Source organism: Nitrospira marina (genome assembly GCF_059568365.1).
This window is the reverse complement of the sequence record NZ_JCANTH010000001.1, coordinates 1,296,482-1,311,104: the sequence shown is the minus strand read 5'-3', so window position 1 is coordinate 1,311,104 and position 14,623 is coordinate 1,296,482. Positions and strand designations below refer to the sequence as shown.

At 50.9% G+C, this 14,623-nt stretch carries 13 protein-coding genes; 9 read left to right on the top strand and 4 right to left on the bottom strand.

The genetic code is table 11. The features are described from left to right. The first annotated feature begins 183 nt into the window (after positions 1-183). The 3 genes from LX98_RS05420 to lipA all read left to right on the top strand — a co-directional run bounded on the left by LX98_RS05420 (position 184) and on the right by lipA (position 4,884). Positions 184-1,995: an EAL domain-containing protein gene (locus LX98_RS05420; RefSeq protein WP_496427925.1), complete on the top strand. Its 1,812-nt coding sequence runs from the start codon at positions 184-186 to the stop codon at positions 1,993-1,995. Between the two features lie 526 nt (positions 1,996-2,521). After that, positions 2,522-3,754 (top strand): HDOD domain-containing protein, encoded by a 1,233-nt coding sequence (locus LX98_RS05415; protein ID WP_496427924.1) that lies wholly within the window; start codon positions 2,522-2,524, stop codon positions 3,752-3,754. A gap of 215 nt (positions 3,755-3,969) precedes the next feature. Continuing rightward, a complete protein-coding gene (lipA, locus tag LX98_RS05410; protein WP_496427923.1) occupies positions 3,970-4,884 on the top strand; it encodes a lipoyl synthase in 915 nt (304 codons plus the stop codon). A gap of 57 nt (positions 4,885-4,941) precedes the next feature. On the opposite strand, the gene LX98_RS05405 is transcribed toward lipA, so the two are convergent. From LX98_RS05405 to LX98_RS05395, 3 genes are all read right to left on the bottom strand, one after another. Beyond that, on the bottom strand, positions 4,942-5,109 hold the full coding sequence (locus tag LX98_RS05405; RefSeq protein ID WP_496427922.1) for a hypothetical protein: 168 nt from the start codon (positions 5,107-5,109) through the stop codon (positions 4,942-4,944). 237 nt (positions 5,110-5,346) lie between these two features. After that, positions 5,347-5,691, bottom strand: a complete 345-nt coding sequence (locus LX98_RS05400) for a hypothetical protein (protein ID WP_496427921.1) — start codon at positions 5,689-5,691, stop codon at positions 5,347-5,349. A 462-nt stretch (positions 5,692-6,153) separates the two neighbouring features. Then, positions 6,154-6,645 carry a DUF4890 domain-containing protein gene (locus LX98_RS05395; RefSeq protein WP_496427920.1) on the bottom strand — a complete coding sequence of 164 codons (492 nt, stop codon included), beginning with the start codon at positions 6,643-6,645 and terminating at the stop codon, positions 6,154-6,156. 208 nt (positions 6,646-6,853) lie between these two features. Here LX98_RS05395 and LX98_RS05390 point away from each other — a divergent pair, with 208 nt between their 5' ends. From LX98_RS05390 to LX98_RS05375, 4 genes are all read left to right on the top strand, one after another. Then, positions 6,854-7,993 carry a citrate synthase gene (locus LX98_RS05390; RefSeq protein ID WP_496427919.1) on the top strand — a complete coding sequence of 380 codons (1,140 nt, stop codon included), beginning with the start codon at positions 6,854-6,856 and terminating at the stop codon, positions 7,991-7,993. A 62-nt stretch (positions 7,994-8,055) separates the two neighbouring features. Continuing rightward, a complete protein-coding gene (locus tag LX98_RS05385; protein ID WP_496427918.1) occupies positions 8,056-9,771 on the top strand; it encodes an FAD-binding protein in 1,716 nt (571 codons plus the stop codon). A 115-nt stretch (positions 9,772-9,886) separates the two neighbouring features. Beyond that, entirely contained in the window at positions 9,887-10,846 is a 960-nt protein-coding gene (locus tag LX98_RS05380) for a succinate dehydrogenase iron-sulfur subunit (protein WP_496427917.1), read from the top strand. A gap of 82 nt (positions 10,847-10,928) precedes the next feature. Then, positions 10,929-11,813: a heterodisulfide reductase-related iron-sulfur binding cluster gene (locus LX98_RS05375; protein ID WP_496427916.1), complete on the top strand. Its 885-nt coding sequence runs from the start codon at positions 10,929-10,931 to the stop codon at positions 11,811-11,813. A gap of 36 nt (positions 11,814-11,849) precedes the next feature. Here LX98_RS05375 and LX98_RS05370 read toward each other — a convergent pair whose 3' ends face one another. Then, positions 11,850-12,821, bottom strand: coding sequence for a DUF2891 family protein (locus LX98_RS05370; protein ID WP_496427915.1), 972 nt, complete (start codon positions 12,819-12,821; stop codon positions 11,850-11,852). Between the two features lie 179 nt (positions 12,822-13,000). On the opposite strand from LX98_RS05370, the gene LX98_RS05365 reads away from it, so the two are divergent. Together LX98_RS05365 and LX98_RS05360 are read left to right on the top strand one after the other, a co-directional pair. After that, the gene (locus LX98_RS05365) at positions 13,001-13,435 is read left to right on the top strand and encodes a hypothetical protein (protein WP_496427914.1); all 435 of its coding nucleotides are present in this window, start codon (positions 13,001-13,003) and stop codon (positions 13,433-13,435) included. A 273-nt stretch (positions 13,436-13,708) separates the two neighbouring features. Beyond that, a complete protein-coding gene (locus LX98_RS05360) occupies positions 13,709-14,095 on the top strand; it encodes an SET domain-containing protein-lysine N-methyltransferase (RefSeq protein WP_496427913.1) in 387 nt (128 codons plus the stop codon). Positions 14,096-14,623: the final 528 nt, after the last annotated feature.

Genomic DNA, 14,623 nt, shown 5'->3' with positions numbered 1-14,623 from the left:
AGCTCAATAAATGCCAGGTGTCCTCAGGATGTCTCTATTTAGTCGGCCACCATTTTTTCGGATTTTTCGCTTTTTACACTTTATTTTCCCTTTTGGAAGACCGAAAAGTTTCCATAGAAAAAGAACACCCTTGCCCTGAGGCCGGAGATACCTGCCTTATTAAGCGTTTGAAGTGATCGAAACATGGAAGCAGAGCAGACAAACCAGAGAGCATACCAATCACAAAATAACGACGGGGTGCTCCTGGCGAAACCCGTCCTGAATGAATTGGGATGCGATGAAACCTCTCTGACTCAGGCCACGATTATGATGGTCGACGATGAGGAAACGACCATGGAGATCATGCGGGCCTATCTGGAGGATGCCGGTTATCAGAACTTTGTGCTGGTGGAGGATTCCTCTCGGGCCATGCAACAGATTGAAGAGTATCGACCGGATATTCTGTTGCTTGATCTGATGATGCCGAACGTCCCGGGATTCGAAATCCTGCAGCTAGTGAGGGACCATCCCAAACTGAAACATCTTCCTGTCATTATCCTGACCTCTTCCTCCGACGCGGAGACCAAACTCCAGGCTCTTGACCGGGGTGCCACAGATTTTCTCGCCAAGCCGGTCGATCCCAGTGAATTGAAGCTTCGGGTTCGCAACACTCTCGCCGCCCGAGCCTATCAGAACCAACTTGCCTACTATGATGCCTTGACGAAATTGCCGAACCGGAGTTTGTTTCTTGACCGATTGGCTTGGTTTATCCAGCGAGCGGAACGCCATCATGACAACCTGGTTCTGCTCCATATTACTCTCAACCAGTTTAAGCGCCTCTCCACGACCTTCGGGCCGGAAATCTCGGATCAGCTCATCTCACAGATCGCGGAGCGGATGAGTTCCTGCATGCGCCGATCAGATGTATTTGGGCGAGGAATACCCGATTCGACTGAGCTGGATAGCCTGTTTCGCGTGGACGGGGATGAATTCTCTTTATTATGCCCGACAATGGCCCATGCCGAACATGCGACAAAGTTAGCTTCTCGTATTCTCAAGGTCATGGAATCTCCATTTAATGCCAATGGGACCGAGGTCTACATTTCCCCAAGTATCGGTATTGCGAGTTTTCCTGCGGATGCCACAGATGTGACCGCCCTCATCCAATGCGCTGTTGGTGCGAGCACCCAGGCCAACTTGCATGGAAAGGGAGGCTTCAATTTTTATTCGAGCGAACTGAATTCTCAAAGCCTGGAGCGCCTGCGAATGGAAGCAGACTTGCGCCATGCTATCGAGGGAGACCAACTGCTGTTGTACTATCAGCCGAAGGTTGAGGTGAAGAGCGGTCACATTATCGGGGTCGAAGCGCTGGTTCGATGGCAGAAACCGGACGGCACGCTCATCTTTCCGGATCAATTCATTCCCTTAGCCGAAGAGACCGGCCTGATCATCTCTCTGGGTGAATGGGTGCTCAAAGAAGCGTGCGCGCAATTAGCACGATGGCAGGCTCAGGGGATGCGGCTTCAGGTGGCGGTCAATGTGTCGGCAAAACAATTTAATGACGGCTATCTGGTGCAGTTGGTGAGGAAGACCCTACAGAGCACGGGGATCGATGCAAAGTACTTAACACTCGAACTGACGGAAAGCCTCTTAATGGGAAATGCCGAGCAGGCCGTGGAGACCTTGAACCATTTGATGGCCTTGGGACCAAAAATTTCTATGGATGACTTCGGAACAGGCTACTCCTCTCTCAGCTATTTGAAACGTTTCCCCATTCATGAATTGAAGATCGACCGCTCCTTTTTAACCGATATTACCCATAACCCTGAAGCCCGAGCCTTGGTCTCTGCCATGATTTATTTGGCGCATGAATTTTCTCTGACGGTTGTTGCCGAAGGGGTAGAGAATCAGGAGCAACTTGATCTTCTCAACACTCTGAATTGCGACCAATACCAAGGTTATTTCTTCAGCCGACCGATCAGGGTTGAGGCCCTGGCTACCCTGCTCCACCCCTAATGCCTTTCAGGGAAGGCATAGACTCTTTCGCCGGAAATCTCGAATGTTCGCTGGGCATCGAGTTCCGTTCGCTCAGATGCCATGGCCTGTCATCCGGTTGAGCCGTCTTTCCCCTAATTCGCCCCCCCATTTACCACCCTAAGGAGGCCAAGGAAATCCCTGAACGCAGGCAGATTTTTACTCCTCTCATGATTTCCCTACCCGATTGGTGTTTGTGAATACTCTATAAAACTGGCTGGACCGTCTAACAAGTACAACGACCGAGTCAATCGGGAAGTCCTCGGATAGCTGGACGGCGTGCATGACAAACGGGAATTTCCAGATCCCGGCCAACGACTTCCTTTCCTTTTGCTGACTTCAGTGCATTTTATTGATTTCTTAATTCATGCCTGTGAACGACCGACAATAATGAAAGGAAACCACTACCAGAGTGGAAATCTCAGATGAGAATAATCGGTCTCACCACAGGCATGGGCATGCCCCTTCCCTCTAGACAAAATAACACCGCTAATCTTCGCCCGTAGTCATGAACACCGGCGTTGCCAACTATGGAAATATCTTCGTCGGTCGCCAGCCCATTTTAGGCCCGAATCTGAAGACCATTGGCTATGAGGTGCTGTATCGAGATTGTGAATCCGACTCCGCGAACATCCATGATGAAGCACTTGCCACGGCCCAGGTCCTCTTAAATACCTACCTCGATATTGGTCTGGAACATGTGGTGGGAACCCACTTGGCCTTTTTGAATATTCCCAAACAATTTTTATTAGACAGACATTGTGAGGCGCTCCCGAAACACCGCGTAGTCTTGGAGATATTGGAGACGGTGGAACCCACCCAAGAAGTCATTGAGGCCATGACCTCCCTCTCTCAGCAGGGCTATACCATTGCTCTGGATGATTTTGTCTTCCATAATCGCTTTCGACCGTTTCTGGAATTGGCTGATATCGTAAAAATCGATGTCTTAGGTAAAAGCTCTGAACAATTACAACATGAGACCCACCAGCTCCGGAATTACCGTGCACGCCTCCTCGCCGAAAAAGTGGAGACACGGGAGACCTTTGAGACCTGCAAACAACTTGGCATTTTCTATTTTCAAGGATTCTTTTTTTATCGCCCTGATATTATTCGCGGGCACAAAATCCCCGCGAATCGTGTAGCCCTCCTGGAATTATTAGGAAAAATTCAGGATCCGAATATCTCCTTTGAAAATCTGGTCGAGTGTATCCGAAATGATCTGTCGTTGAGTTACAAGATTCTTCGATACGTGAATTCGGCTTCCGTCGGACTTCCCAGGCGGGTGGAATCCATTGAGCAAGCTGCCTGTATGGTAGGCCTCGACCGGATACGCACTTGGGCCTCCCTCATTGTAATGGCCATTGGAAAGAACCGGCCGATGGAAATGCTGGTGATTGCCTTGGTGCGAGCAAAAATGTGTGAGAGCTTAGGACAGCAGCTCGGCGCCGATTCTCCAGAAAAGTATTTCACCATGGGCCTTCTGTCGGTCTTAGAAGCCCTGTACGGATCTTCTATGGAAAAACTTGTGGGGAACCTTCCGCTCCCGGAGGATATTCTTGAAGCCTTAATACTTGAGAAGGGAACAATGGGAGCCGCGTTGAGTAACGTGAAAGCCTACGAAAAGGGGGAATGGTTGCAACTCAAAACACTCCAACTCTCTCCTGGCACGATTCGGGATTTCTATGTGAAAGCCATTGATTGGGCCAACCACTTCTCTCCTATGATTGATGAGCCCGCATGACAGGCTGATAAAACCGCCCATAGGCTCACATTCGCCACCTGCAGCCCTCATCGCTTACTAGAATCCCCTCGCTCCTTGAGGCTCGGGCAGATCTTTTCGAGAAAATAGGCATCCCTATATTCACGTGTTAGAATAGGCCATGGGTATGAGGTGCTTGGTTCCCTCGATGCCATTTCAAAACACCTTGTCAGGTCCCTATACAATCGAAGACATATATGACATTTATTCCTACTTCAGAAATCACTCCCGTCTCTTCTTCCGGAAAGACCTCACGCAGGAGAAACCTCCCTTCCTGGTTTAAAGTCCGTTTCCGGCCGGGTCCCCACTACCAGGAAATCCGTCAACTGATGAATACGCACCGCCTGCATACTATTTGTGAAGAGGCACGATGTCCGAATATATGGGAATGTTGGAATAATCGGACGGCAACGTTCCTTATCCTTGGAGATATTTGTACCAGGCGTTGTCATTACTGCTCGGTGACCACTGGACGCCCGTCCGCAGTCGACCAAGAAGAGCCTCAGCGCGTGGCAGATGCCGTCAAGCTCCTTAAACTGCGGCATGCGGTGGTGACATCGGTCAATCGAGACGATCTCCCCGATGGAGGAGCTGCACTGTTTGCCGAGACTATTCAACGAATCCGACATGAAAATCCCGCATGCACCGTCGAAGTCTTGATCCCGGACTTTCAGGGGCATCAGACTGATCTGGAAATAGTCATGCAGGCCAAGCCGGATATTTTGAACCATAACATTGAAAGCGTCCCTCGCCTCTTCCCTTCCATCCGTCCACAGGGAAAATATCAACGCTCGCTTCAGGTTCTTGATTGGGCTAAAACCATGGGAGGGCGAACCAAATCCGGGCTAATGGCAGGATTAGGGGAATCCAATGAAGAAATTCGGCAGGTGATGCAGGATCTTCGAAAAGTGGATTGTGACATTCTCACCATCGGCCAATACCTTCAGCCGACTCTTCAGCATGCACCGGTTTCTCGATACTATAGTCCGGAGGAATTTGAAGAATTCAAACAGGAGGGAACGGCATTAGGTTTTCAGCACGTAGAGTCCGGACCCCTCGTCAGGAGTTCTTACCATGCAGAAGAGCAAACTCACAGACAAACTGTTACCTGAAACTCAATCCCTCTGTATGTCCCAAGCCACCTGATCAGCGGGGCCGCAAACCCTTGGTCAGACCGGTTGGTGAAGATCTAATCGGGAAACAGGCTTGTCTGACTTGGAATAAGAGGAGTTCTGCTTTTGGGCGAGGGAATCCAAATACACATGTTCGCAGAGGTTTCGCAGAGTGACGAAATCAAATTGCGTATACTCTTGACAGCAGGTTTCACATTTCATCATTGGCCTTCTCTCCAATAATTTGCTAGTATGCACCTAAATTGATTAATATTAGCGGAAGGACGAACACTCCGAATCACACACCGTATCTCCCCCAAGTGACAAAGTGAACAATTCTGAAATGTCCATCCTTCCCGCATTCATGACATCGTGGTTTCTTCCTTTTATCTCCTTCCGCCATACCTTCTTCCCATAAAATTTTATTTTACAGTTTCAGGCGACGGATTTCTGCCCTTCCTGTTATCGAATGATCAACGCATGTCCATCCTGGGCGGAGACCAGGGCATTTACGGGTTGCCCGAGTTCTTTTTGCCCATTGGGAAAGGCGGTATCTTTCCCCACCTGGATTTTAATCTGTTTTTCGGCTGACGCCCCTTCAATGATAAACAGGTCTCCCTGAATAGCCTGAAGGGTCCCTTCCACATTGACATACCGTGAAGTCGAAGTCGGCGAATTCGTCTGTAATTGCTGCCGAACTTGAGGTACTTGAGACATTTGTTCTCCCTCCATGGCAAGCCCCGAGAGAACACCCTGGAAACCACCCATCACCAACATCAAGATACAAAGTTTAGTTAATGGTTTCATTTCAACCTCCCTCCACGACAAATACATGCGACTGAGGACCTTATCGTGTTTCATTAAATAGATATTGCAAGGCTCATTCCCTACCATGACGTATTTTTTTTCATGAACAACATCAAGTGGTTAGATTCCTCCTGTGGAAAACCGCAACAGGATTCACATGAGGATGTGCAGGCAATCCCCTACAACTTCACCAGTAACCCTGTAGGGAGATAAATGCAGATGGGCAGATACATGAAACACGACGAGCCCCTCCTCCTGTTGATGAAGAAGGGGCCCTTATGAAGGATGGCTTGATCTGGACGCGTGATGCGCCCAAACCTCACGACGTCCTGTCAGGTCCACAAAAAAACGAAAGAAATCATCTCAAGAGGAACTTTTTATGATCAGGGGTGGTTCTTGTCTATCCCACCACCATGAAGATTTATCTGGGTACTCGGCTTGGTATTCCTCCCCTTCTTGTTTTTACCCTCCATGATGGGCCTTACCCTCCATTTGTGAACGCAACTGTAATCGGAATTGCTCATACTGCTCAGGAGACAACACCTCTTTGACTTGCAGAAGGACCTCCACACGATACATCATCATCTTTTTTCGCAACAGGCTAATTTCATCGACCTTGCCGGCAATCGCAGCCATGTCCGTTTTCTTCGAATCCGTGAACATCCCCAAATCCACCATGGCCACCCGTAAATCGGCCCTATTCTGAATCATGGTCTTCCGATAGTCCAATTCAAGCGGGCGGAGCCGGGTCACCTGATCCTCAGAAAGACCCAATTCTTCTTTCATGTCTAATGGAGAAAGACCACCATGATGCTCCATTCCTTCATGATCACTTTCGCCATATCCCATTCCCGCATGATGAGCACTCCCGTCGGCTTTTACCAAGGATTCTGTTCCCCCCATGACAAGTGTCACCATCCCTACGACGACCATGAAGAATTTAAAACCCTGCATACTCAAATCCCCTTCCTTGACAGTAAAATTACATGCTTCCGAAACCAATGATTAATGTCTCTTTCGCAGTCAACACCTGATTTCATTTTATTTTCCCAAATTAACTATACCAAATTCATAAGGAAAGTTGGGGGGAAGATCATAAGCAAGGTATACTGGGATCATAAGCCATTATCGGAGATGACCTCTAGGAGAAAGAGAAGGTGACATGGAAGATTTTTTGCCAGGCCTAGCGGGGGTTCCTGCTGCGAAATCAACAATCAGTTATGTCGATGGAATTCAGGGGATTCTAGAATACCGCGGAATCCCGATTGAGGAACTTGCAACCCGAAGCTCCTTCACCGAAACGGCGTTTTTATTATTATTCAACCGGCTTCCAACCCAAGCAGAACTCTCCCGGTTTCACGAGGACCTTACTCACCATCGCCGGATCAAATATCGCATCACCGATCTCCTAAAATGCCTCCCGGAGCATGGACACCCGATGGATGCCCTTCAAGCGGCAGTGGCCGCCCTGGGCATGTTTTATCCGGTGCCGGATGTCCGGGATGATGCCACCCGGTATTGGACCGCTGTCCGGCTCATCGCCAAACTCCCCACCATCGTCGCGGCGTTTGCCCGCCTGCGTCATGGTGATGAGCAAATCCAACCGCGTGACGACCTTTCCTTCGCCGAAAACTTTTTGTACATGCTCACCGAGAAAGTTCCTGCTCCCGACATTGCCAGGATGTTTGATATCTGTTTGATTCTCCATGCCGAACACACCATGAACGCCTCGACATTTAGCGGACTGGTGACGGCTTCTACACTGGCCGATCCGTTTACGGTAATCGCCTCCGCCATTGGCACCCTAGAAGGCCCATTACATGGCGGCGCCAATGAGGCGGTCATTCACATGCTGGAGGATATAGGAACCGTTGAGGCTATTCCTGCATACCTGGATCAGAAGTTTTCATTAAAGGAAAAAATTATGGGGTTCGGGCATCGGATTTATAAGGTCAAAGACCCACGCGCCACTGTGTTACAAGAATTCGCCCAAGAATTGGATACCCGACCGGATGGCAATTCCTTATTCACTCTGGCCAGGGCGGTTGAGCAGGAAATGGAAAAACGTGTGGGACCAAAAGGTATACGGCCCAACGTGGATTTTTACTCCGGGATTATTTACCATCGAATGGGCATCGATACTGATTTATTCACTCCGGTCTTTGCGATGGCCAGGGTGGCAGGGTGGTTAGCGCACTGTTTTGAACAATATCAGGATAATCACTTGTTCCGGCCTGACCAGATTTATGAGGGCCCCCGCCATCGTTCTTATCAATCAGTGGAAACGCGTGAAACCCGTTAATCAGGTCACAAACCCGGCCGGCGTCATCGCTGTGAGAATTTTTGTGCTTTTGGTTGAGGATAATGAACGCCCCCTATTCTTATGATGTGCTCATCATTGGTGCCGGGCTGGCGGGAATGCGGGCGGCTATTGCCGCGCATACCCAAGGGGCTTCCGTGGCCATCATGACGAAAGTCCATCCTGTACGCAGTCATTCCAATGCCGCGCAAGGCGGCATTAACGCGGCCCTGACCGACCGGGGAGACCACTGGGAAGACCATGCCTTTGAAACGGTAAAAGGCAGTGATTATCTAGGCGACCAGGACGCCGTTGAGGTCCTCGCTCAAGAAGCCGGCCAGGATATTATCGCCTTGGAGCATATGGGGGTTATCTTTAACCGAAACGAGGAAGGCCACCTCGGGACGCGCCGATTCGGTGGACAAAAACGGGCACGAACTTTTTTTGTGTCCGACTTTACCGGGCAGGCGCTGCTTCACGTGCTGTATGAACAAACTTTGCAGGCAAAAATTCCCGTCTATGAAGAATGGTTTGCGACTTCCCTGGTGAAAGACGACCAGGGACGGTGTGCCGGGGTGGTGGCCTTTGAAATTCGTACAGGAACATTTGCGCTATTTCGAGCCAAAGCCGTGATCATGGCCACAGGCGGCTTAGGCCGGGTGTACGAACCCAGTACCAATGCCTTGATTTGTACGGGTGATGGCATGGCTGTGGCCTACCGGGCCGGGGCTCCATTAATGGATATGGAAATGGTGCAATATCACCCGACGACGCTGAAGGGGAAGGGCCTGTTGATAACAGAAGCCGCCAGAGGAGAAGGGGCCTACCTTCTCAACAGCAAGGGGGAGCGCTTTATGGAACGCTATGCGCCCAACATGCTTGAGCTGGCTTCGCGTGATGTCGTCTCCCGTGCGGAACAAATTGAAATTAATGAAGGACGTGGCATCAAAGGCTGCGTCTTGCTTGACTGCCGTCACTTGGGAAGGGCTTTTCTTCAGGATCGTCTCGGACAGATCTATGCCGAAGCCAAAACGTTTGCCAATATTGATTTGGCCGAAGAGCCGTTACCCATTCGACCGGGCATGCACTACCAAATGGGGGGCATCAAAACCGATACCGAAGGCCGATGTTGGGATGTCCAGGGCCAATGGGCCGGCGTGCCAGGCCTCTTCGCTGCGGGAGAAACTGCTTGCGTGAGCTTGCATGGCGGCAACAGGCTGGGCGCGAACTCACTATTGGACACCGTGGTATTTGGTCGGCGGGCTGGAACATGTGCCGCAGAGTATGCCAGCACGATCCCTTCTCCCACCATTCCAGACAGCGCGATGGACGCAGACAAACACCTGGTGGCCGGCATCGTGTCACGGAAAGGACCGGGAGAACGCGCGGCTGCAATGCGCCTGGAGATGGGCACCACCATGAACCGTCATGTGTCGGTCTTTCGTGAAGAGGAAGGCATGGAGACCGCCCTCCACCAAATCACTCAATTAAAAGCACGTTGGCCCGACCTCACCATCCAGGATAAAGGGCAGGTGTTTAATACCGGATTGATCGCGGCACTGGAACTGGGGTTTATGTTGGACTGTGCGGAAGCCATCATTGTGGGCGCGCTCACCAGACAGGAAAGCCGTGGGGCACATTTCCGGACGGATTATCTTGATCGGGACGACGAACACTGGCTCAAACATGTGTTGTTGTATCATAGACCCGAGGCTCCTCCACACGTCGACTATCTACCGGTGCGAATCACCCAATGGCAACCTCAAATTCGCGTCTATTAATGAAGTCAAATGCCCCATTATGGTCTTTTCGGAACCGTCTTAGAGTTGCCAAGCCACCCGGTAACGGCTTAAAGGAGGTATACTGTACACATAAGCCGAGGAATCATCCCCACTGATGCACACCACTCTTCGCATACGCCGATTTAATCCGGAACACGATCGTCCCTCCTCGTACTATCAGGAATATGATCTGGATATTGATCCTTCCGACAGTGTCCTCGATGGACTCATTAAAATCCGGGAAACCATCGATGATTCCTTAACACTTCGTTGTTCCTGCCGCGGAGCCATTTGCGGGTCCTGCGGCATGCGCATCAACGGGCACGCCACACTGGCCTGCAAAACCAAGATGATCTCGGTCGCCTCGGAAGGAGGGACGATCCAGGTTGAACCCATGAATAACATGCCGGTCATTAAAGATCTGGTCACGGATATGGCGCCGTTCTGGTCAAAGATTCGACAGATTCAGCCGTGGCTCCAACCGGAAGGGCCGCCTCCCACCGCTGAATACACTGCCTCCCCGGAGTCCATGAGCCACCTCTCCGGAGTCATGAGCTGTATCATGTGTGGCGCCTGCGTCTCCGACTGCACGGTGTTGGATGTCGATAAGACGTTCGTCGGGCCTGCTGCCCTGGCGAAAGCCTATCGGTTTGTCGCCGACCCGCGGGATGCGGCTACTTCCCAACGACTGAATTCCCTTAATCAGGCGGGGGGTATGTGGGATTGTACCCGATGCATGGAATGTATTCAGGTCTGCCCCAAAGGGGTAGGCCCAATGGACCGAATCATGGCGTTGCGGGCAAAAGGTCTGGCAGAAAAAGTTCCTGCCACCTGTGGCTCCCGACATGCCGAGGTCTTTTCGGACATCATCAAACACAAAGGGATTCTTGACGAACCCATGCTGGCGATCAGAACCTTCGGCCTTAAAAATATTGGCCGATTACTCGGTATGATCCCCATGGTTGTTCAATCGGTCTTCAAAGGCAAAGTCCCCCTCTCGGGTCCCCTTCACCGGCCGATTCCTGGAATCCACCATATCCAACGGCTCTTTAAAGAGGTCAGGATTAAACGATGACATCTGCCAAAACCATCTTATGTCGTTCTGGGAACAAACCTTTCCTCCCTGATATCGCGAGAAAAACGCAAGGAGGACAGCGATGAAATATGCCTTTTTCCCCGGTTGCGTTTCAAAGGGTGCCTGCCCGGAATTGTACCAATCCGTCATGCAGGTCTATCCCAAATTGGGAATCGAACTTGCGGAAATGACGACCGCCTCTTGTACCGGTGCGGGTGTGTTGCAGGAAAAAGACCTGCGGCTTGGCGATGCGCTGAATGCCCGCACCTTTGCGCTGGCCGAACAACAAGGCCTCCCCATCATGACCATCTGTAGTACCTGCCAAGGGGTGATGAGCCAAGCCAACCATCGTCTCACGACTCAACCACATTATCTTCAGGAAATTAACGACTTCCTCCGAGACGAAGGATTAACCTATCGGGGAACCACCACGATCAAACATTTTTTGTGGATTCTCCTGGAAGACGTGGGGGAGGAAACTTTGCGACGCCACATTACCCGTCCCTTATCGGGGCTTCGTGCCGCGCCGTTTTATGGGTGCTATATTCAACGGCCGACCAATGCGCTGGAATTCGACCGGCATCCTGATCGGGGAAAGTCCCTTGAACGGATCATCCAAATATTAGGAGCGGAGGTGGTGGACTTTCCTGGGAAAACCCGATGTTGCGGGTTTCCCATTTTGACCATTAATGAAAAAAACTCGCTCACGATGGTCGCCACGCATACGCGGGATGCAAAATCACACGGAGCCGATATTATGGTTACCCCCTGTCCGCTCTGCCATCTCAACCTCGACGGCATGCAGTCCAAAGCCGCCAACCAGGAACAGACTTCTATCGATCTCCCGATTCTCCATCTTCCGCAACTACTAGGCCTTGCCATGGGGTTGGATGCCAAGAGCCTCGGATTACAACGAAACCTTATTTCTCCTGAATCGGCTCTGGCCAAAATTGGTGTCGGCGGATAATCACAGTTTTCCTGATAATAAGAGAGGTCTGCAGTGTTAGAACGGCACCTCATCGAAACTTAACGCAATCGCATAAATACCGAATTGGGGCACCCAATGTCCGTGCTTTCGGTAATCATCCCGCCAATACTGGGGCATGTGCATATGTGTCGCAATATGGTTCACGTACAGATCGCGGAAGACCGGATCCTTCGTATGCTGATACACGGTCCACAGGCCCCAGCTCCGGCTGAAGTTCAGGCCTGCTGAATGAACCGTGGGGAAAGTGCTCAGAGGAGCGAGTCGTCCGATTTCCTGGGTATGGGATGCCAGCCATTTCCCAGAGTCTTCAGGTGGAAGGATCGTGAGCAGTGCCCGGCATCGCTGGAGCGCCGCTGGAAAAAATTCATCCGTAACCTGGTCAAGGGAAGGAGGACATTCCTGATTTAGCGGCAACAGGCGAATCCGCGTAAAATTTGCCAGCTCTTTCAGCAAATCAGAATCCTGCTTCCATTTTCCCCAATGCCAGAGATTCACCAGCGGCCAGGAAAGATTTCCGTATTCGCGACGTTGCGCATGTTTCGCAAGATCCTCATTCGACAAGGAAAAGAGCCAGCGTCCCACACGCAATGCGATCTCCGTGGCCAACGGTTGGAGCTCATTTTTCCCACAGCCTTGTTCACGCTCCTGCGCAAGCTTGAGAAGCCATGCAAAACCATAGGGCAACTCATGATCCAATTCGCCTCGTTTGAGCGCAGCTAACTCGCCTTCCAGGCAATCAGGTGCCAGTGCAGCATCCACAACCCTGACCCACCGGGGTTCACTCGTCAGCCGCGAAGCCGTTAATAACGCGTAGGCGCCATGAACACTGGAATGCCAATCGATACACCCACAGAAACTCGGATGAGTCGTGTCCCGCCGGAGAAAACTCTGTTCCACTGTCTCAGCCAATGCCCTCACATACTCCAGCCGGGCTCCGCAGAACGCCTCCCACGACTGATAGTGTTGACCGGGTTGTGCATCCACCATTGAGCTCCTTCCCTCATCAAATGGCACCCTACCGGACGCCATTACGCTCCGGATAGAAAGTCTTGCTCCTATAAAGATGTCGTTTGTGACTTGCCCGATTTTGGATACGCAAACTTGTCAGAGATCTGCTACACTCCCTCGAGGTTCGGATATCTCATATTCAGACAAAGGCATTTCCCATGAATTTTGATCCAGCCATCGCTGCACTGCAAGCTCTTCAACAAGCTGAGGAACAAGGGGAACTTGGGGATCTTGAATCGGACATTTTAGAAACGGAAGCATTATTTTCCACCGATCAAGGGCCACAAGCCAAGCGCGCATTTGATACCCTTCAGGAATTGGGCGCACAGCTTCCACAGGCTCGATACCTGCAGGAGTTCCTCATTTACATTACCTGGCAGCAAGTCACCGAAGGCCCCCTGCCCCGATATTTTCAACTTGGGCTGGACCTCTGCGATCGGTTCCTCGATCGATTCGGGAAGCAAATTGAAGGCACTCCCTCACATCAACACGTGGTCGCCATCCGGGAATCGTTTCAGGGCGGATTAGGCATCGAAGAAGAAGAGGATCTCATGCCGGAACATGACGAGGATGCTTTCCTGGGCGGTGATTAACTTTGAGACATCCCCTGTGCACTCGCCGCTGTTTTCGAGAATGATCAGGCCTCCTTCCGGTTCGTCCGATCGAGTGAATGAACTTCGCCGGAAAACACGTGCCATCTCCTTTCCCTCCATCTCTCCTTCATCCTTGTCTCGTCAACTTCCCATTTTGTACAGTTCTCTAAAATCCGATTCACTATAAATAAGCAACGTATTGCTTCTTACTCTCCTCTTCGAATGCCTCCAACTAATCGAACTTCGGCCCGCAAAACCAGATGGCCCGTTCCGATGGAAGTCAAGCCCAGTGTCATTGAGGGTCGCGGCCTATTCACCAAAGTGCCATTGCGACACAGACAAAAAATTGGAGAGTATGAAGGGGAACGCATTTCGCAAAGAGAAGGACGAAGGCGCGCGAAAATACAAAAGTGGATTGCCATTGTCGAAGTGAATAATGGAAAGTCGATCGATGGGGCAGAAGAGATAACAGGATTCCGATTTATCAACCATTCCTGCAGACCCAATACCTTTATGCGCATAATAGGTGAACGGGCAGAGTTTTATGCCTTACACCCGATCAAGGCCGGGACCGAACTCACGCTCGACTATGGCGACTCACACCATAACGGGAAACTGCCCTGTACCTGTGGAAGCCTACAATGTCGAAAATTTCTTTAGAAAAGCTGATACGCTTTTATTTCATATACGTGCCGACTGGGTCGCCTCGGCCAGTGCTGTGCAGCCCAAGATCTTTGGGATGGAGCTTTTCGCAATCCATAAGCATTTGATGAGGGTGCACGTCTGGCCCGACGAACCCTTGAAAGAGAAAAAGACAATGCGGAAGCCCATTATTTATCCGCGGCGAACCTGGGAAGTTCTGCACAAATCGAAGGCGTCATGGCCTCCGCCCCGATTACATACGAGCGAGACTGGATTTGGCTAAAACCTCTATCAAAAGGCAGAACCATCGTGCTGCACGGGAAGAACTGCGTCACATAATAGATGAATCTCCTCGATCTCCTGCATCGGAATCCTGGCAACACAATCATCAGAAAGCCCAAATCCTTCTTGACGCCCTTCCCAGCCTTCGTTAAGCCGAGCATGGCTCCATGACGCCTCACCGCTGCATAATCAGCGTAGATTCTCGAGGACCTTTCATCTTTTTTCCCCACAACCCTGTACAGTAAAGAGTCAGCGCTTTCTCCT